The organism is Kitasatospora sp. NPDC050463 (assembly GCF_040655255.1).
Lineage (GTDB): Bacteria > Actinomycetota > Actinomycetes > Streptomycetales > Streptomycetaceae > Kitasatospora.
Genome location: NZ_JBFAJO010000074.1, coordinates 25,713 through 42,929 on the forward strand (window position 1 = coordinate 25,713; position 17,217 = coordinate 42,929).

The following is a 17,217-nucleotide window of genomic DNA, read 5'->3' on the forward strand; positions in this document are numbered from 1 at the left end:
AGCTCGTCCTGACCGGCGCCCGGACCGGGGCGGACGCGCTCGCCCGGACCGTCCTGCGGGGCGTCGGCCCACGGGTTCCTCTCCGCGGGGGACGAGCGCTTCCACGCGGAGCGCTGCCTGGACACCCTCGGCCGCGGACTCTGGACCGTCGACCCCTCCGCCGAATGAACGCGCAGGTCAGCGGCGCTGTCATGGTGCGTGCCGTGACAACTGTCATGCGGATCCCGCAACGGACGACACTGCTCTGACGGAGGGTCGACTCGGGAGACTGAAGGCACGACGCGGGCACCCGGCCCGCAGGTCGAGCACCAGTCCGGGGAGGAACCCACGATGAGCCAGACCCTCAGCGCCGCCGCCGCTTCCACCGCCACCACCACCGCCGTCACCACCACTGCCGTCACCACCACTGCCGCCGCCACCACTGCCGCCGCCAAGGCGCCGAACCCGCTGGCCGCCACGCTCCGCCCGCTCGCCCTGGACGTCGCCGCCCCGCTGGTCGGCTACTACCTGCTGCACTCCGCGTTCGGGATGAGCGAGTTCGCCGCCCTCGCCTGGAGCGGCGTCATCCCGGCCGGCCGGACGGTCGTCGGGCTGGTCCGCGAGCGGAAGCTCAACCTGTGGGCCTCGATGATGCTCGGCGTGAACGCGGTCGGCCTGGCACTCACCACCGTGACCGGCGACGCGCGGCTGATGCTCGCCAAGGACGGCGCCCTGAGCGGCACCCTCGCGCTGGCGATCCTGGTCTCCACCGTGCTCGGCCGGCCGATGATGTCCCCGATGCTGATGCCCTTCCTGACCAAGGGCGACCAGGACCGCTCCGCCGCCTGGCAGCGGCTGGCCGACGGCCGGGCGGCCCGCTCGCGCTCCTTCCGCCGCTACGAGCGACTGTTCTCCGGCATCTGGGGCACCGCCCTGCTGACCGAGTGCGTGGCCCGGGTGGTCGGCGCCTTCACCCTGCCGGTGTCGACCATGGCCTGGCTGTCCACCGTGTTCCTGATCGGCGCGATCGCCGCCGGGTCGGTGCTCGGCCACCGCGCCGCCGACCCGATGGAGAAGCTGGTCCGCACCGAAGCCGCCGAGCCCACCGGCCGCTGAGGACACCCCCTCGCACCACCAACACCCGCAGCACCGCCCGCACCGCACCGCCCGCACCGCACCGCCGAACCCACACGCCCGCACCCGCACCACCCGGCTCCCTGCTGACGGCCGGTCGCACGGCCGAGGAACCATCGGGTGAGCCCCGGAGTCCTCATATAACGAGGGGGTAACGGACCCCCGGTGAGAAACGGGGAGCCTGATGAGCCGGACGCACGCGCTGACCACCACCGAGGACCGCACGCTCGTCTGGGACGGCTGCCTCAACGTCCGCGACCTCGGCGGCCTGCGCACCGGCGACGGCACCCGCACCACCCACGGCGCGATCGTCCGCGCCGACAACCTCGACCGCCTCACCGCCGAAGGCTGGGACACCCTCCTCGACCACGGCATACGCACCGTCGTCGACCTGCGCGACATCGAGGAGTACCGGCCGCTCCTCCCGCTCCCCGACGACGTCGAGCTGGTCCGCGTCCCGCTGGACGAACTCGCCGGCCCCGCCTGGTGGGAGACGTACGGACGACTGGACGGCACCCCGCTCGCACTGCGCCCCTACCTCGACCACTGCCCGCGCGCCGCCGCCGAACTGATCGCCACCGTGGCCGGCGCCGGACCCGGCGGGCTGGTCGTGCACTGCGGCGCCGGCCGTGACCGCACCGGCCTGGCCGCCCTGCTGCTGCTCGCCCTCGCAGGCGTCGAGCCGTCCGAGATCGTCGCGGACTACCTGCTCAGCACGGCCAACGTCCGCCCGCTGTACGGCATGCTCGGCCTGCCGGACCAGTACCGCCGGATCGACGCGGTGCTCGCCGAGGCCGGCACCACCGCCGAGGCCGCCGTCCACGCCACCCTGGACGGCTTCGACCCGGCCGGCTACCTGCTCGCCGCCGGTGTCGACCCGGCGGACATCGCCGCCGTCCGCGCCCGCCTGCTGGGCTCCCACCCGGCCGACGCACGGCCCGCCCGGCACTGACGGGCCGACGGGTCCGGACCGGCCACCAGCGGACCGACCACTAGACGAGTCATCCCGAAGTGATCAGTCTTCACATACAGTGCGGTGAGCAAGGCGTCCAGCGTCATTCGTCACAGAACGATCTTGGCCGCCCTGTCTGTCTCTCCGGCTGCCGGCGGGGGCCTGCCCGATTGCTCGGCTTCACGCTTGAGCAGGCCGACAAGCCACGGGAGACCGGACGTCGCCGCCATGGCCGCCCGTGCTGGATCCCCCGGTCCGCGCTGTGGCCAAGAGCGCCCAGGGCAGCGCGAAGATCTCAGATCTTCCGCCGTCTGCCGCCCGCCGTTGTCGAAGGCGGCGACGACCTGGCCGCGTCCCGGCCCCGGCCCCGGCCCCGGCCCCGGCCCCGGCCCCAGCCCGAGATTGCCTGAACCCCGTGCCGTCTTCACGCCATCGATGTCATAGTCGGACGTTGTGTGGACAACGCTTGCGCCGCTCATCGGCGTCCTCCTCGGCGGGCTCATGTCGATGCTGGCCCAGCGCTCGGCAGGACGCGCCTTGGAACGCGGCGAGGCGCGCCGCAGTGCTCGTGAACATGCCGAGGCGCGCCGCAACGAGCGGCTTACTCACCTCATCGAATTTCTGTCTGCGGTGCAGGAAGCTGAACGAGTCGCAGTGGATCGGTATCACCACAACCTGGCTGACGAGCAGTGGCAGGCCCGGGCACGGCAGGTCCTTGACAGGGTGTGGGTGATGCAGAAGACGATCCACGTACTGTGCGCATCCGAGGTCGGCGAAGCGGCACGCAGCCTCGCGTGGGCAGTGCAGGAGGTGATCAGGAAGGGCCCTGAAGATCGGGAAGATCCGCAGGACGAGAAGGTCTGGGCGCACATCCGTCCGAGCCGACAGGCATTCCTTGATCTCGTGCGCGACCAGCTGAGTTGAACCCCGGAGCGATTCGGCAGCTGTCGTGAGCGACCCGGGACACGCAGCACCAGCTCCGGCCTCCATTGCGCGGCGAGCGTCATCTACTTCGTCGGCTTCTCAGGGGATGCGAAGCCCGCCTTGGCGCGGGAGGCCTGCATGTCCACTGACCAGCAGCAGACCCCGAATAGCCCCTTGGCCCATCGACAAGCTGATCACGATCGATTCGGAATGACTCGTCTAGCGGACCGGCTACCAGAGCCGGTCGATCTCGCCCGGGTGAAGGGCGATCCGGCTGTCCGGGAAGTCCGCGCGATGCCGGCGGGCGCGCTCCGTGAAGAAGCCGGCCATGGCCACCTTGTCGAAGCCCTCCTGGTCGCTGGGAAAGGGCAGTCGCGGTGTCCCGCCGACCAGCACCGCGCCCGGCAGCCGCTCCCAGCCGGCACCCTCGTAGAAGTGCTGGAGCACCCGGTCACAGGTGAAGAGCCCGAGGTCCGCGCCGCTCTCCGCGATGACGGCGCGGGCCGCCGCCACCAGCCGCCGCCCGTACCCGCGGCCGCGCCGCACCCGGTCGGTGACCACGGCGCTCAGCCCGCACGCCGCGTACGTCCGCCCGGCGTGCTCCAGCCGCTTGGAGAGCAGGTCGAGCGCGGCGACCACCCGGGCACCGTCCAGCAGCAGCATCGACACCGGGCGCAGCGCCGGATCGTGTACCGGCTCGGTGGACGGCGCCGGCGGGCCGGGCCAGGCCTGGTCCTGCAACTCGGCGACCTGGAGCTTGAGTTCCCCCGGCACCGCGGTCTCCGGCAGCGTGACTATGCGCATGCCCCTCCCTGGGTCGCCTCCGCCGGGCCTGGCAGACTCCGGGCGTGATCTTCCGTACCGCGACCCGCCAGGACCTGCCCGCCGTCATCGCGCTGCTCACCGACGAGGAGGGGGTGACCGACCCCGCCACCGTCCAGGTCGACGAAGCCTACGCCCGCGCCTTCGCCGCCGTGGACGCGGACGCCCGCAACGAGTTGCTGGTGCTCGACGAGGGCGACGGCACCGTGCTCGGCTGCCTCCAGCTCACCTACGTCCCCGGCCTCGGCCGGCACGGCGAGGAGCGCGCGCTGATCGAGGCCGTCCGGGTGCGCGCGGACCGCCGGGGCGGCGGCCTCGGGCGCGACCTGCTCACCCGGGCCGTCGGGCGGGCCCGGGAGCGCGGTTGCACCCTGGTCCAGCTCACCAGCAACAAGCGGCGCACCGAGGCGCACCGGTTCTACGCCTCGCTCGGCTTCGCGCGCAGCCACGACGGGTTCAAGCTGTCCCTCTGACGCCGAGCCGGGGCGCGTGCAGCGGGCCCGGGGGCGGCGGCAGCGGCCCCGGGCCACGACCCGACCCGACCGGGCGCCGGTAAATCGTTCGCGACCGTTCGGCCCCGGCGGAGATACTCGGGCCATGGTGCTCTTCTCCGACTTCGACACGCGCAACTACCCGACCGTGGACGTCCGTACGGGCTACGCCCAGTGGGTGGAGACGTACGAGAGAACGGTCGAGGACGCCATGGACCTCGCCGTGCTGGACCGGCTCACGACCCCCGCCTGGGCGGCGGTGACGCGCGCGGCCGACCTCGGCTGCGGCACCGGCCGCACGGGCGCCTGGCTGCGCGGGAAGGCCGCCGACGGCCTGGTCCTGGACGGGGTGGACCTCACCCCCGAGATGCTGGCGGTCGCCGAGGGCAAGGCCGTCCACGACAGCCTCACCGAGGCCGACGTCGCCGCCACCGGGCTGCCGGGCGGCGGCTACGACCTGGTGATCTCCTCCCTGATCGACGAGCACCTGGCCGACCTCGGCCCGCTCTACCGGGAGGCGTTCCGACTGGCCCGCCCGGGCGGCCGCTGCGTCCTGGTCGGCCTGCACCCGTACTTCATCATGGCGGCCGGCATGCCGACCCACTTCACCAGCACCGCCGGGGACGACATCGCCATCACCACCCACGTCCACCTGGTCTCCGACCACCTGAGCGCCGGGCTGGCGGCCGGCTGGCGGCTGGTGGAGATGGCCGAGGCGGTCGTGGACGACGCCTGGATCGCGCTGAAGCCCAAGTGGGAGAAGTACCGCAGCCACCCGGTCTCGGCCGCGTACGTCTGGGAGAAGACCGTCTGAGCGCGGGCCCCTGCGGGGGTTTCCGGGACACAACTCCCCTCATCGTCAACCGATGATTGACGACTCTCGGGTCGACAACCTACGGTTGACGCATGGAGAATCCCGTCGTTCCCAAGACCACTCCCCTGCGCCTCGACGACCTGATCGACGCGATCAAGAAGGTCCACTCCGACGCGCTCGACCAGCTCTCCGACGCGGTCATCGCCGCCGACGCCCTCGGCGAGCTGGCCGACCACCTCATCGGCCACTTCGTCGACCAGGCCCGCCGCTCCGGCGCGTCCTGGACCGACATCGGCCGCAGCATGGGCGTCAGCAAGCAGGCCGCCCAGAAGCGCTTCGTCCCCAAGGACCCGGGCGCACCCAGCGATCTGGATCCGAGCCAGGGCTTCAGCCGCTTCACCGAACGCGCCCGGCACGTCGTGATGGCCTCCCAGGAGGAGGCCCGCGCGGCCGGCAACGCCGAGATCGGCACCGTGCACCTCCTGCTCGGCCTGCTCGTCGAGCCGGAGGGCCTGGCCGTCAAGGCGCTGGCCGCCCAGGGCATCACCCCGAAAGCCGTCCGGGAGGCCTCGGCCGCCGCCCTGCCCGCCGCCGTCGAGGAGGTGCCCGGGCTCATCCCGTACGACACCGAGGGCAAGAAGGTGCTGGAGCTGACCTTCCGGGAGGCGCTCAAGCTCGGCCACAACTACGTCGGCACCGAGCACATCCTGCTGGCACTGCTGGAGCAGGCGAACGGCACCGGCCCGCTCGCCGACCTCGGCGTGGACAAGCCCGAGGTCGAGACCTTCACCGCGGAGGCCGTAGCGGCCTACATCGCGGCGAGTGCCGCGAGTGCCGCCTCGCCGGAGTGACCCGGCTCCGTGGGCCCCGGTCCGCCGGGGCCCACGACCGGTCAGAACCCGGACACGTGCGTGGAGATGATCCGCACCCGCCCGTCGGCGGCCGCCTCCATCGCCGCGCGCAGCCGCAACGAGCGCGCCGGGCCGAGGAGTTCGAGCGCCTCCTGGTCGGTCGCCCAGCGGTGGTCGTCCAGCTCGCCGGCCGGGACGGTCACGGGGGTGCCGTCCGGGACGGTGCCGAAGTCGAACAGGAAGTGCTCGGCCGGGTGGTCGAGTTCGCCCGAGGGGTGGGTCCAGGAGACGGCGAGCAGCTCGCCGGCCGGGCGGACGATCCCGGTCTCCTCGGTCAGCTCCCGCTCGGCACACTCGACCGGGCCCTCGCCGAGGTCGATCGTGCCGCCCGGAAACTGCCAGTGCTCGCGGTACCCGGCCTTCACGATCAGGATCCGGCCGGACTCGTCCCGCAGCACGCAGCCCGCGGCCGCGTAGATCCGCGGCAGCGACGCCAGCCACTCTTCGCGGGACTTCAACGGCTCAGCCGACACAGCGGGCCTCCTACGGCGCGGGGATCTCTACCGCCCCACTCTGCCACCCGTCCGGGAGCAGGCGGTCAGGCCTGGCCCAGGAGGTGCTCGACCAGGCGGTCGAAGCTGGAGTTGAGGCCCGCCTCGGCCTCCGGGCCGCAGTACATGGCCGGCACCTCGGTCTGGTGCAGGACGACCCTGGTCCGCCCGTCACCGAGGTCCGTCAGGCTCAGGGTCGAGCGCAGCCCGACGCTGTCCTCCTTGAAGGCCAGCAGCTCGCCCGGCCGGATGTCGGTGATCTCGCCCGTCACCGGGTAACGGTCCCCGGTCGCCTCGATCACCATGGTGCTGTCGTAGCGCCCGCCCACCTTCGGCTCGATGGTCACGGTGTCCAGCGGGACGTGGGTGCCGACCGGGCCCCAGAAGCGGACGAACTGCTCGGGCTCGGTGTACGCCCGGAAGACGACCGCCGGGGCGGCGGGCAGCTCGCGGGTGATGGTCAGCTCGCCGAGGTTCTCGGTCATGGTGTGTCCTCCGTGTGCTCGCGGTGCGGTGTGTTGCTTTCACAGGGGTAGACCGGGGCCGGCCGCGAAACTCATCGCTCCGACGGAAAGTATTTCGAGAACCTCTTCGAGAACTTCTTCGAGGGCTTCGGCGGAGAGATCCTCGGCGACTTCGCCGCGGGCCGATGAGCCGAGGCCGCCGGACCGGTCTGCCCTGCATGAACACCCACCCGAACACCCACCCGAACATCCATCCCGGCGCGCACCCGAACACCCACCGGGAACCCGCCACCGGCCCGGCACTGACCTGCGACCTCGGTGCCCTCACCGCCCCCGACCTGGCCGTCGTCGACGCCCTCGCCCGGCTCCGGCTCGCCGCCGGGCGCCACGGCGTGCGGGTCGTCCTGAAGAACGCGAGCGGCCCCATGCGGGAGCTGCTCGCGTTCAGCGGCCTGGCCGGCGTCCTGCCCGTCGACGGGACGCTAGGCGTCCAGCCGGGGCGGGAGGCCGAAGAGCGGGAAGAGGGTGTCGGTGTCCAGGAAGTTGGTGAGTCCGGTGATCCGGCCCGCTGACACCTCCAGCACGATCAGCGCCCACGGTTCGTGCCCGCCCGCCGGGCTCGGCCGGTACTGCCCGAAGGCCGGGCTGCCGTTGGCCTCCACCGGGACGAGCCGCGAGCCCCGGCAGCCGTGGCCCGGGCCGAGCATCCACTCGCGGATGTCGGCGTGCCCGGTCAGCCACAGCTCGTACGGCGGCATGTTGAGCGTGACGTCCTCGTGCAGCAGCGCCGCCAGCCCGTCCATGTCGTACGCCTCGAAGGCGCTGACGTAGCGGGCCAGCAGCGCGCGGTGGTCGTCGTCCAGCGCGGGCGCCGCGCGGGTGGCCGGGGCGTCCGCCGCCAGCACCGCCCGGGCCCGCTGGAGCGCGCTGTTGACGGAGGCGACGGTGACCCCGAGCAGCTCGGCGACCTCGGCCGCCTTCCAGCCCAGCACCTCCCGCAGGATCAGCACCGCCCGCTGCCGGGGCGCGAGCCGCTGCAGCACCGCGACGAACGCCAGCCGCACGGACTCGCGCTGGGCGGCCACGTCGGCCGGGTCCCCCGTCTCGGGCAGGATCCGGCCGTCCGGCGCCGGCCCGATCCACGTCACCTCGGGCAGCCGGGCGTCGGTGGCGGTGGCCACGGTGGACGGCCCGGCCAGGTCCATCGGCCGGGCCCGGCCGTTGCGGCCGTTCAGCGCGTCCAGGCAGACGTTGGTGGCGATCCGGTACAGCCAGGAGCGCAACGCTGCCCGGCCCTCGAACCCCTGGTGGCCGCGCCAGGCGCGGACCATCGTCTCCTGCACCGCGTCCTCGGCCTCGAAGACCGAGCCGAGCATCCGGTAGCAGTAGCCGGTCAGCTCCGTCCGGTACCGCTCCAGCTGGAGCTCGACCGGCTCGTCCGTCATCAGGTCGGCCATCGTGCGCGCCCCCGTGTCCTCGCCCCGCCAGTGATCACGAGGAACGTACCGCAGGGCACCGACAACCGGCCGGCCGGAGCGGCCCGGTCCGCCCGGTCCGACGGAGCACCCGGGTCAACCGGGTCAACCGGCCTTCGGGTACTCCTGGCCCGAGTCGAAGGAGGTGGTCACGATCTGCCACACCTTCGGGAACTCCGCGCCGGAGAGGCCGGTCGGGTTCAGCGAGTAGACCACCTTGCGACTGAGGTCCCTGGTGGCGAAGACACCGCTGGCGTAGCCCGGCCGGGAGCCGGTCTTGCCCCAGACCTGGGCGCCGTTGGGCAGGGTGGCGCTCATCAGGCCCTTGCTGAAGCAGGCGTGGCCGGCGGTCGGGCCGATCTCGCAGTTCTTGTTGCGGTGGTTGGGCACGTCCGGCACGTCGAACAGCTCGGCCTGCTGGGCGGGCGGGAGCAGCCGGCCGCGCAGCAGCGCCGTCATGAAGCGGTCCAGGTCGGCGGCGGAGGAGATCATGCCGCCCTCCGCCCACGGCCAGGGGCTCTGCTCGGTCACGTCCACCCGTCGCCGGACGCCGTCCGGGCCGGTGACGTCCACCGAGGCCGGCGCGTGCGGGCCCGGCAGGGCGAGGTCGTCGCGGTCCGGGACGACGGTGTCGTGCAGGCCGAGCGGGCGGGCGATCCTGGTCTGCACCTCCCGGGCGAAGGACCGGCCGGTGACCTTCTCGACCAGCAGCCCGGCGACGAAGGTGTTGATGCCGTTGTACTGCTGCGCGGTGCCCGGCGCGAAGCCCATCGGCTGCGCGACGGCGTCCGCCACCACCTGGGCGGGCGTCCAGGAGTCCGCCTTGTGCGCGGCGAACCAGCTCTCCGTGCCGTCCCCGGAGGTCAGACCGCCGCCTCCCGGCAGGCCGCTGGTGTGGTCGAGCAACTGACCGACGGTGACCGGTGGGTAGGACGCCGGCAGCAGCCCCGGCAGGTACTGCTGGACGGTGCCGTCCAGGTCGAGCCGCCGCTCGGCGGCGAGCTGGAGGACGACGGTGGCGGTGAACACCTTGGAGATGCTGCCGATCCGGAACCGGGCGTCCGCCGGCACCCCGGCCCCCGCCGTACCGGACCACTGGCCACCCCGGCCGCCGACCCGGACCAGCGCGCCGGTGATGCCCTCGCTCGGCAGGTCCGCCAGCGTGCCCGCCAGCGCCGCGCGGTCCGGCTGGCCGGCCAGCCGGACGGCGACGGCGGCCGAGCTCGCGTCGCCCGCCGGGCGGGCGTCCGCCAGCGCCGGGGTCGCGATGCCCGCGATCCCGGCGGCCAGCAGTGCGCCGGAGACGGCGAGAGTGCTCCAACGGCGTTCGCGTACGGGGGTCTTCATCGGCTTGCTCTCCACGGTGACTCGTCGGCGGTGACGCTCTGTCCGGGAACGAGTCTTGTGGGAGCCGGGTGCAGCGGCCATCCGGGACGGCCCCCCAGCCGCCCCGGAGCCGACCCCGAGACACCCCCGGCGTGGTCCTGAGTGTGCGTCAGGGGCGGGCGCCGCGATCGGCGCCCGCCCCTGACGCAGGGCGACCGGCCCCGCACGCCTCTCGGCGCGCCTCCCGGTTCAGTGCGCGGAGTGCTTCTCCGCGCCCCGGTGGCGGTGGCCCTTGAGTTCGGCGTGCAGCGCGGGGGCGGAGTGCATGGCCGCCGTCCCGGAGTCCTGCCCGCCGTGCCGGAAGGCACCGCCGGAGCCGAACCCGGCGGCGGCTCGTGGCGCACGGCCGCCGAGCTTCGGGGGGAGCGGCCCGGGGCTCGTCACCATGCCCCGGCGCTCCAGCAGGTCCTGGGTGCCGCGGCGAAGCTTGTCGGTGCTGCTCGGTGTTCGCTTGGTCATCGTCGACCTCCCTTCGGCGGTCACCGGCCACGGGGCGTCGACCGGGAGGGCCGCACGGGCGTTATGTCCGGAATTCAGTCGGGTTACACCTACCCACCGCCGAAGACGCCGGGCCGAACGAGCGGCGCGGGCCGGCCGAACGGCTCGGGCCGAACGCGCGGCTCAGGCCGAACGCGCGGCGCGGGCGAGGGCCGTGGGCTCGGCGGGGCCGGGGCTCAGCCGATGACCTCGTGGACGAAGCACCAGCGCCAGTCCTCCCCCGGCTCGTACGAGCGGATCACCGGGTGGGAGGTGTTGTGGAAGTGCGCGGTGGCGTGCTTCTGCGGCGAGAAGTCGCAGCAGCCGATGTGACCGCAGTCCAGGCAGAGCCGCAGGTGCACCCAGTCCCGGCGGCCCGCGGCCAGGCAGTCGGCGCAGCCGTCGATGGGCGGCAGGGGCGTGATGTCCCGGGGTGCCGCGGTGAGGTCTTCGCAGGCGCTCATGCACGCAGAGTAGTGACGGCCGCCCCGACCGGACGTCCAAGACACGCCCGGGCGACCCGGCTCGACGCCCCGGCGGGCCGGCCCGGTCCGCACGGACTCACTCCGCGGCGACCGGCGCCCCCGGAGCCGTCCAGCTCGCCAGCATCGCGAGCTTCTGCGCGGTCGGGGATCCCGGCGGAGCGGTGTAGGTGACGAGCAACTGGTCGGCGGAGCCGTTCACGGCCAGGGTCTCGTAACCGAAGTCGAGCTCGCCGGCCAGCGGATGGTGGATCAGCTTGACGCCGTGGGTCTTCTGCTTCACCTGGTGGTCGGCCCAGAGTCGGCGGAACTCCTCGCTGCGCACCGACAGTTCGCCCACCAGCGCGGCCAGCCTGGGGTCCTCCGGGTACCGGCCGGCGTCCAGGCGCAGATACGCCACCGTCTCGGCCGCGACCGCGTCCCACTGCGGATAGAACTCGCGCGCCGCCGGATCGAGGAAGGCGTACCGGGCGGCGTTGCGCTGCTCCGGCGGGACGGCGGAGAAGCCCTGCACCGCGTCGCCGAGGGCGTTCCAGGCGAGCACGTCCATCCGGCGGCCGAGGACGAAGGCCGGCACCCCGGCCATCAGGTCCAGCAGCAGCCGGGTGCCCTCCCGGACCTGCTGTCCGCCGCGCACCGCGGCGGCCGGGCGCGGCGGGCGGGCCAGCACGTGCAGGTGCGCCGCCTCCACCTCGTCCAGCCGCAGCACCCGGGCCACCGCGGCCAGCACCGCGTCGGAGGCGCCGGCACCCCGGCCCTGCTCCAGCCGGATGTAGTAGTCCACGCTGACCCCGGCGAGCTGCGCGACCTCCTCACGGCGCAGGCCCCGCACCCGGCGGCGGCCGTGCGAGGGCAGGCCCACCTCCTCGGGCTGGATCCGGGCCCGGCGCGAGCGGAGGAAGTCCCCGACGGTGTTCTCCATGCCCGCAGCGTAGCCCCGGCTCCGCGGCGCGAGGGTGGTACCGGCGTTCCCAGGAACGGCACTCCCAGGACGGGCCTTCCCAGGACATCGGCGGCCCTGGCTGGCCCGATCGGGCCCGCGCAGAGTGGTCCCGGTCAGCCCGACCGCAAGGACCACGCACGAAAGCAGGACCTCATGAGCTACGCCGCCCTCGCCACCCGCACCGCCGTCGTCACCGGAGCCGCCAGCGGCATGGGCGAGGCCACCGCCCGCCTGCTCGCCGCCGGTGGGGCCCGGGTCGCCCTGCTGGCCCGCCGGACGGAGCGGCTGGACGCGCTGGCCGCCGAGATCACCGCGGCCGGCGGCCGGGCGCTCGCCGTCACCACCGACCTCACCGACCAGGCCTCGGTGGACGCCGCCGTCAAGGCCGTCCACGACGCGTACGGCCCGGTCGACCTGGTCGTCAACAACGCGGGCGTGATGCTGCCCAACCCCGTCGCCGACGGCCGGCTCGACGAGTGGACCCGCATGATCGACACCAACCTCACCGGCGTGCTGCGGATCATCCGCGCCTTCACCGCCGACCTCACCGCGGCCGCCGACGAGGGCCGCACCGCGGACCTCGTGAACGTCTCCTCGATCGCCTCACACGTCGTGTTCCCCGACTACGCCGTGTACGGGGCCACCAAGGCCGCGGTCACCCAGCTCTCCGGCGCGCTCCGCACCGAACTGGGCCCGCGCGACGTCCGGGTCAGCGCCATCGAGCCCGGGCTGACCGACACCGAACTCGGCGGGCACATCGACAACCCGGTGCTGCGCGAGCAGCTGGGCGGGATGTTCGACGCGATCCCGGCGATGACCGCCGAGGACATCGCCGACCTGATCGCCTACACCGTCACCCGCCCCCGTCACGTCAACCTCCGCCACCTCGTCGTCCTGCCGACCCGGCAGGCCTGAGCCCGGTCGGGCCCACCCGGGTTCCCCCACCGGCCGACGGGCCGCCGTGGGAGCATGCCAACCGTGGCGATCGTGGCGGGGAGTACGAACAGCGACACCGGCGGTGCCCGGACGGACGATCCGCCCGGGTACGCCGGCGTACCCGAGCCGGCCGACGTACCCGAGCCGGCCGGTTCCGAACTCCCGCCGGACATACCGGCGGACCGGCCCGGCGCTCCCGGGCCGGCCCCCACCGGCCGGATCCGCCAGCCGGTGGCGCTGATCCGACTGCTCGTGGGCCTCGCCGCGATCACGCTGACCCTGCTGCTCGCCGACTACGCCCGCGCCACCACCAGCGGCATCGCCGCCGACGTCGCCCAGGCTGCCCGGCTGGTGCCGCGCCCGCTCGCCGCGATCGCGGGCGGCCTCTCCACCGCCGCCCTGCTGCTGGTCCCGGTCTGGTCGGCGATGCGCCGGCTGCTCTCGGCCGTGCCCGACCGGCGGCGCATCCTCCAGCACCTCTCCGACGGCCTGCTCGCCGCCGTCCTCGCCTACGGCGCCGCCCTCGCCGTGGACCTCGGGGTCGACGAGCTCGCCCCCGCCTCACTGGTCGCCGCCCTCACCCAGCCGCTGCCCGGCCACACCCTCGCCCACACCGAACCGGTCTACGGCTACCTCGCGCCCGTGCTCGCCTTCATGACCGCCTCCGCCGCCCGCGAGCACCGGGTCCCCCGGATCGTCCTGTCCGTCTCCGCCCTCGCCGGGCTGGCCGCCGGCTACGCCACCCCGACCGCCCTGCTGCTCGGCCTGCTGATCGGCTGGACGGCCGCCCACGGCACCCTCTACGCCGTCGGCACTCCCGACCCCCGGCCCCGGCCCGCCCAGCTCCTGCAGAGCCTGCGCGACGCGGGCCTGCGCCCCATCGCCGCCCACCCCGCCGGCCCCGACCGCTACCTGGTCCGCCAGGAGGCCGGCCGCCCCGACCTCGACGTCCAGCTGCTCGACCGGCAGGCCGTCACCGCTGCCCTGGTCCAGCGCGCCTGGCGCCGGCTGCGGCTGCGCACCGCCCCGCACCCCCGGGCGCTGCGCTCACTGCGCACCGGGCTGGAACACGAGGCCCTGGTCTCCTACGCGGCCGTCGCCGCCGGCGTCCGCACCCGCCGGATCGCCGCCACCGCCGGGCTGTGCCGCGACAGCGCCCTGGTCGCGTACGAGTACCTGCCCGGCCGCACCCTGGACCAGCTCGCCGACGACGAGCTGACCGACCGGCTGCTCACCGACGCCTGGTCCCAGCTCGCCCTGCTCCAGCGGCGGGAGATCTCGCACCGGGCCCTCGTCCCCTCCTCGCTCCTGGTCGACCGGGCCGGCGCGGTGCACCTGGTGGACCTCGCGGACGGCGACATCGCGGCCGGTGAGCTGGTGCTGCGCTGCGACATCGCCCAGCTGCTCACCACCCTCGCCCTGCGCGTCGGCGCCGAGCGGTCGGTGCGCACCGCGGTGGCGGTGCTCGGCCCGGACGTCGTCGGCGCCGCCCTTCCGCTGCTGCAGCCGATCGCCCTCGCCCGCACCACCCGGAGCGCCCTGAAGCAGGCCGCCCGGGCACACTGCGCCGCCCCGGCTCCCGCCACTGCCACCGCCACCGCCACTGCCACCGCCACTGCCACTGCCACCGGAAGCGGCGCCGGCCCGGCCGACGCCCCCGCCGCTCCGCCACCGCCCGGCGAGCTGCTGGACGCCATCCGCGCCGAAGTCCTGCGGACCCAGCCGCAGGCCCCCGTCCGAGCGGTGAAGGTGGAGCGCCTGCGCCCCCGGACACTGCTGGCGGTGGCCGGCGGCGTGGTCGCCGGGTGGCTGCTGCTGCCCCAGCTGTTCGCGTCCGAGCAGAACCCGATCGCCGCCGTGGCCGACGCCGACCCGATCTGGCTGGCGCTCGCCGTGCTGGCCGCGGTCGCCAGCCACTTCACCGCCGCGATGGGCTTCGTCGGCTTCGTCCCCGAGCGGCTGGACTTCCGCAACGCCGTGCTCGCCCAGCTGGCCGGCTCCTTCGTGAAGCTGGTCTCGCCCGGCGGCGTCGGCGGGGTGGCCCTGAACACCCGCTTCCTCCAACGGGCCGGCATCCCGACCGCCCAGGCACTGTCCAGCGTCGGCGTGGGCCAGCTCTTCGGGCTCGTCCTGCACCTGTTGCAGCTCGGCGCCTTCGTCTATCTGCTGGACCTCGAACCCGGCGGCTCCGAGCTGGACGCGCTGCCGGCCGTGGTGAGCGGCCTGGCCGGGGCGGGGGTGCTGCTGGCCGGGGTCTCCGCCGTGCCACCGGCCCGTCGCTGGCTGGCCGCGCGGCTGCGGCCGCTGACCTCAGAGGTACTGCCCCGACTGCTGGAGCTGCTGCGCAGCCCCGGGCGGCTGGCCGTCGGCGTGGCCGGCCAGCTGCTGGTCTCGCTCTGCCTGGTCGCCTGCCTGTACTGCTGCGTCCGGGCGGTCGGCCGCGAACCGGCCTTCGCCTCGGTGGCGGTGGTCTTCCTGATCGGCAACGCGGTCGGCAACGCGGCGCCGACCCCGGGCGGGGCCGGCGCCGTGGACAGCGCGCTGGTGACGCTGCTGGAGCACACCGCGTCGATGGAGGAGGGCGGCGCGCTGGCGGGCGTCGCGCTCTACCGCCTGCTGACCCTGGTACTGCCGGTGCTGCCGGGCTGGGCAGCCTTCGCCTGGCTGCAACGGCGCGGAGCGCTGTGACCGCCTGAGGCCGGTTCGCGCTGAGCACTGTGCCCGGTTCGCGCGCGCCCCCGCTCGCGGCTACTCCCGGTTCTCGTCCTCGGCCGCTTCCCGGTACTCGTCCTCGTCGAGCTCGACGACCCGGCTCTGCTCGACGACGTCCGCGACCTCGGTCGCCGGGTCGGCGCCGAGCGCACGCCGCTCCGCCAGCTCGTCGTACTCGTCGTACTCGTCGCCCTCGTCGGCCTCGACGGCCTCGACGTCAAGCTCCACCGCCTCGGCGACCTCGGCCGGGTAGTCCTCGTAATTCTGCGGCATGGCGTCCGTCCTTGCTGCTCGGAGGCTCCCACGGGGCCCGTTGGGGGTACTGGAAGTATCCGTCGACGGCCGCTCGGACGCGATGCGCCACCGGGCCTTCGGCGTGTTGTCCGGTCCCGGCCCGCAGCCTGCGGACCGCCTCCCGCCTGCCCGGCCGTCCGCGCGCAAAACGGGGCCGCGGCCACCGGGGGTACGATCAGTGCCGTACCAGCAGGGCTTACCCTCACCCACCCGGTGGCCCCGAAGCCCTTACGAACGACGGGGAAATCATGTCCGGCTCGCACTACTTCACCGGTGCACCCGAGGTCGCCAGCGAGCGGCGTCCGATCACGGTCACCCTGCCGGACGTCACCCTGGAACTGACCACCGACGCCGGCGTGTTCTCCCGCAGCCGGCTCGACCCCGGCACCCGGATCCTGCTGGAGCACGCGCCGCCGCCCCGGGTGCGCGGCCCGATCCTGGACATCGGCTGCGGCTACGGCCCGATCGCACTGACCTGGGCGACCAGGCGCAAGCGGCTGCCGGTCTGGGCGGTCGACGTGAACACCCGCGCGCTGGAGCTGGTCCGGCTCAACGCGGAGGCGCTCGGCCTGGGCAACGTGCAGGCCGCGCTGCCGGAGAACGTCCCCGAGGACCAGCGGTTCGCGGCGATCTACTCCAACCCGCCGATCCGGGTCGGCAAGGCCGAACTGCGCCGGCTGCTGCACCAGTGGCTCGGCCGGCTCACCCCGGACGGCTCGGCGTTCCTGGTGGTCCAGAAGCACCTGGGCTCGGACTCGCTGCAGAAGTGGCTGAACGACCAGGGCTACCCGACCACCCGCGTCACGTCGGTCAACGGGTTCCGAATTCTGGAAGCGCGGCCCCGCCCGGAGGGCGCGGGCCCCGAGAGTGGACGAGGTACGACGTCGTGAAGCAGCTCCGCGGGACCGAACTGAAGCGGCTGCACCGCCAGTGGCGGCGCAGCAACGAGTTCCGGCTCGCGCTGATCCTGGAGAACCTCCAGTCCCCGTTCAACGTCGGCTCGGTGGTCCGGACCGGCGCCGCGATGGGCGCCGAGAAGCTGTACCTCACCGGCGACACCCCGTCGGTGCGCTCCTCCGGTGCCCAGAAGGCCGCGATGGGCACCGACAAGTACCTCAAGGTGGAGCACTTTCCCACCGTCGCCGAGGCGGTGGCCGCGGCCAAGGCGGACGGCTTCAAGGTGGTCGGTCTGGAGCTGGCGGACGACGCGGTGCCGATGTTCGCCGCCGAGCTGACCCCGGCGGTGGCCTTCGTGCTGGGCCACGAGGACCGCGGGATCACCCCCGATGCGCTCGCGCTCTGCGACCAGGTGGTCTTCGTCCCGCAGCTCGGCCGGGTCGGCTCGCTGAACGTCTCCGCCGCCGCGACGGTGGCCTGCTACGAGGCGCGCCGCCAGGGGTACGCGATCAGCGGCACCCCCGACGGCAGCGACGCCGGCGGCCTGGACCTGGACCTCGACGACGAGTGACCCCGGTGGGAGAGGGCGGGCCGCCCTCCCGGGTGAAGCGGCGGTGGAAACCAGTCGTGGAC

Annotated in this window: 20 protein-coding genes; 11 read left to right on the forward strand and 9 right to left on the reverse strand. The window is 73.9% G+C overall.

Annotated features, from left to right (window positions below; all coding sequences use genetic code 11):
* The first annotated feature begins 330 nt into the window (after window positions 1–330).
* The 3 genes from AB0J08_RS32985 to AB0J08_RS32995 all read left to right on the forward strand — a co-directional run bounded on the left by AB0J08_RS32985 (window position 331) and on the right by AB0J08_RS32995 (window position 2,989).
* Window positions 331–1,095 carry a VC0807 family protein gene (locus AB0J08_RS32985; protein ID WP_360641543.1) on the forward strand — a complete coding sequence of 255 codons (765 nt, stop codon included), beginning with the start codon at window positions 331–333 and terminating at the stop codon, window positions 1,093–1,095.
* A gap of 202 nt (window positions 1,096–1,297) precedes the next feature.
* On the forward strand, window positions 1,298–2,065 hold the full coding sequence (locus tag AB0J08_RS32990; RefSeq protein ID WP_360641544.1) for a tyrosine-protein phosphatase: 768 nt from the start codon (window positions 1,298–1,300) through the stop codon (window positions 2,063–2,065).
* A gap of 453 nt (window positions 2,066–2,518) precedes the next feature.
* On the forward strand, window positions 2,519–2,989 hold the full coding sequence (locus AB0J08_RS32995) for a hypothetical protein (protein WP_360641545.1): 471 nt from the start codon (window positions 2,519–2,521) through the stop codon (window positions 2,987–2,989).
* A gap of 231 nt (window positions 2,990–3,220) precedes the next feature.
* Here AB0J08_RS32995 and AB0J08_RS33000 read toward each other — a convergent pair whose 3' ends face one another.
* Window positions 3,221–3,793, reverse strand: a complete 573-nt coding sequence (locus tag AB0J08_RS33000) for a GNAT family N-acetyltransferase (protein ID WP_360641546.1) — start codon at window positions 3,791–3,793, stop codon at window positions 3,221–3,223.
* 44 nt (window positions 3,794–3,837) lie between these two features.
* On the opposite strand from AB0J08_RS33000, the gene AB0J08_RS33005 reads away from it, so the two are divergent.
* From AB0J08_RS33005 to AB0J08_RS33015, 3 genes are all read left to right on the forward strand, one after another.
* Window positions 3,838–4,284: a GNAT family N-acetyltransferase gene (locus tag AB0J08_RS33005; RefSeq protein WP_360641547.1), complete on the forward strand. Its 447-nt coding sequence runs from the start codon at window positions 3,838–3,840 to the stop codon at window positions 4,282–4,284.
* A 124-nt stretch (window positions 4,285–4,408) separates the two neighbouring features.
* Window positions 4,409–5,116: a class I SAM-dependent methyltransferase gene (locus AB0J08_RS33010; RefSeq protein WP_360641548.1), complete on the forward strand. Its 708-nt coding sequence runs from the start codon at window positions 4,409–4,411 to the stop codon at window positions 5,114–5,116.
* Window positions 5,117–5,208: 92 nt separating this feature from the next.
* Window positions 5,209–5,967, forward strand: a complete 759-nt coding sequence (locus AB0J08_RS33015; protein ID WP_360641549.1) for a Clp protease N-terminal domain-containing protein — start codon at window positions 5,209–5,211, stop codon at window positions 5,965–5,967.
* Window positions 5,968–6,008: 41 nt separating this feature from the next.
* On the opposite strand, the gene AB0J08_RS33020 is transcribed toward AB0J08_RS33015, so the two are convergent.
* Window positions 6,009–6,500 carry an NUDIX hydrolase gene (locus AB0J08_RS33020; RefSeq protein ID WP_360641550.1) on the reverse strand — a complete coding sequence of 164 codons (492 nt, stop codon included), beginning with the start codon at window positions 6,498–6,500 and terminating at the stop codon, window positions 6,009–6,011.
* A 65-nt stretch (window positions 6,501–6,565) separates the two neighbouring features.
* The gene (locus tag AB0J08_RS33025) at window positions 6,566–7,003 is read right to left on the reverse strand and encodes an SRPBCC domain-containing protein (protein WP_360641551.1); all 438 of its coding nucleotides are present in this window, start codon (window positions 7,001–7,003) and stop codon (window positions 6,566–6,568) included.
* A 197-nt stretch (window positions 7,004–7,200) separates the two neighbouring features.
* Here AB0J08_RS33025 and AB0J08_RS33030 point away from each other — a divergent pair, with 197 nt between their 5' ends.
* A complete protein-coding gene (locus AB0J08_RS33030; protein ID WP_360641552.1) occupies window positions 7,201–7,554 on the forward strand; it encodes an STAS domain-containing protein in 354 nt (117 codons plus the stop codon).
* Here AB0J08_RS33030 and AB0J08_RS33035 read toward each other — a convergent pair.
* The 5 genes from AB0J08_RS33035 to AB0J08_RS33055 all read right to left on the reverse strand — a co-directional run bounded on the left by AB0J08_RS33035 (window position 7,465) and on the right by AB0J08_RS33055 (window position 11,724).
* Window positions 7,465–8,439: a sigma-70 family RNA polymerase sigma factor gene (locus AB0J08_RS33035; RefSeq protein WP_360641553.1), complete on the reverse strand. Its 975-nt coding sequence runs from the start codon at window positions 8,437–8,439 to the stop codon at window positions 7,465–7,467. The two genes, AB0J08_RS33030 and AB0J08_RS33035, sit on opposite strands and share 90 nt — an antisense overlap.
* Window positions 8,440–8,562: 123 nt before the next feature.
* A complete protein-coding gene (locus AB0J08_RS33040; RefSeq protein ID WP_360641554.1) occupies window positions 8,563–9,804 on the reverse strand; it encodes a serine hydrolase domain-containing protein in 1,242 nt (413 codons plus the stop codon).
* Window positions 9,805–10,032: 228 nt separating this feature from the next.
* Entirely contained in the window at window positions 10,033–10,302 is a 270-nt protein-coding gene (locus tag AB0J08_RS33045) for a hypothetical protein (RefSeq protein ID WP_360641555.1), read from the reverse strand.
* 215 nt (window positions 10,303–10,517) lie between these two features.
* Entirely contained in the window at window positions 10,518–10,784 is a 267-nt protein-coding gene (locus AB0J08_RS33050; RefSeq protein WP_360641556.1) for a UBP-type zinc finger domain-containing protein, read from the reverse strand.
* A gap of 97 nt (window positions 10,785–10,881) precedes the next feature.
* Window positions 10,882–11,724: a helix-turn-helix transcriptional regulator gene (locus tag AB0J08_RS33055; RefSeq protein ID WP_360641557.1), complete on the reverse strand. Its 843-nt coding sequence runs from the start codon at window positions 11,722–11,724 to the stop codon at window positions 10,882–10,884.
* 174 nt (window positions 11,725–11,898) lie between these two features.
* On the opposite strand from AB0J08_RS33055, the gene AB0J08_RS33060 reads away from it, so the two are divergent.
* The gene (locus AB0J08_RS33060) at window positions 11,899–12,660 is read left to right on the forward strand and encodes an SDR family oxidoreductase (protein ID WP_360641558.1); all 762 of its coding nucleotides are present in this window, start codon (window positions 11,899–11,901) and stop codon (window positions 12,658–12,660) included.
* A gap of 72 nt (window positions 12,661–12,732) precedes the next feature.
* Window positions 12,733–15,369, forward strand: a complete 2,637-nt coding sequence (locus AB0J08_RS33065) for a lysylphosphatidylglycerol synthase transmembrane domain-containing protein (protein WP_360641559.1) — start codon at window positions 12,733–12,735, stop codon at window positions 15,367–15,369.
* A gap of 60 nt (window positions 15,370–15,429) precedes the next feature.
* Here AB0J08_RS33065 and AB0J08_RS33070 read toward each other — a convergent pair whose 3' ends face one another.
* Entirely contained in the window at window positions 15,430–15,666 is a 237-nt protein-coding gene (locus AB0J08_RS33070) for a hypothetical protein (protein ID WP_360641560.1), read from the reverse strand.
* Between the two features lie 269 nt (window positions 15,667–15,935).
* Between AB0J08_RS33070 and AB0J08_RS33075 the strand changes: the two genes are divergently transcribed.
* Window positions 15,936–16,577 carry a methyltransferase gene (locus AB0J08_RS33075; protein WP_360641561.1) on the forward strand — a complete coding sequence of 214 codons (642 nt, stop codon included), beginning with the start codon at window positions 15,936–15,938 and terminating at the stop codon, window positions 16,575–16,577.
* Entirely contained in the window at window positions 16,574–17,155 is a 582-nt protein-coding gene (locus AB0J08_RS33080; RefSeq protein WP_360641562.1) for a TrmH family RNA methyltransferase, read from the forward strand. Before AB0J08_RS33075 ends, AB0J08_RS33080 begins: the two co-directional genes overlap by 4 nt.
* The last annotated feature ends 62 nt before the right edge of the window (window positions 17,156–17,217 follow it).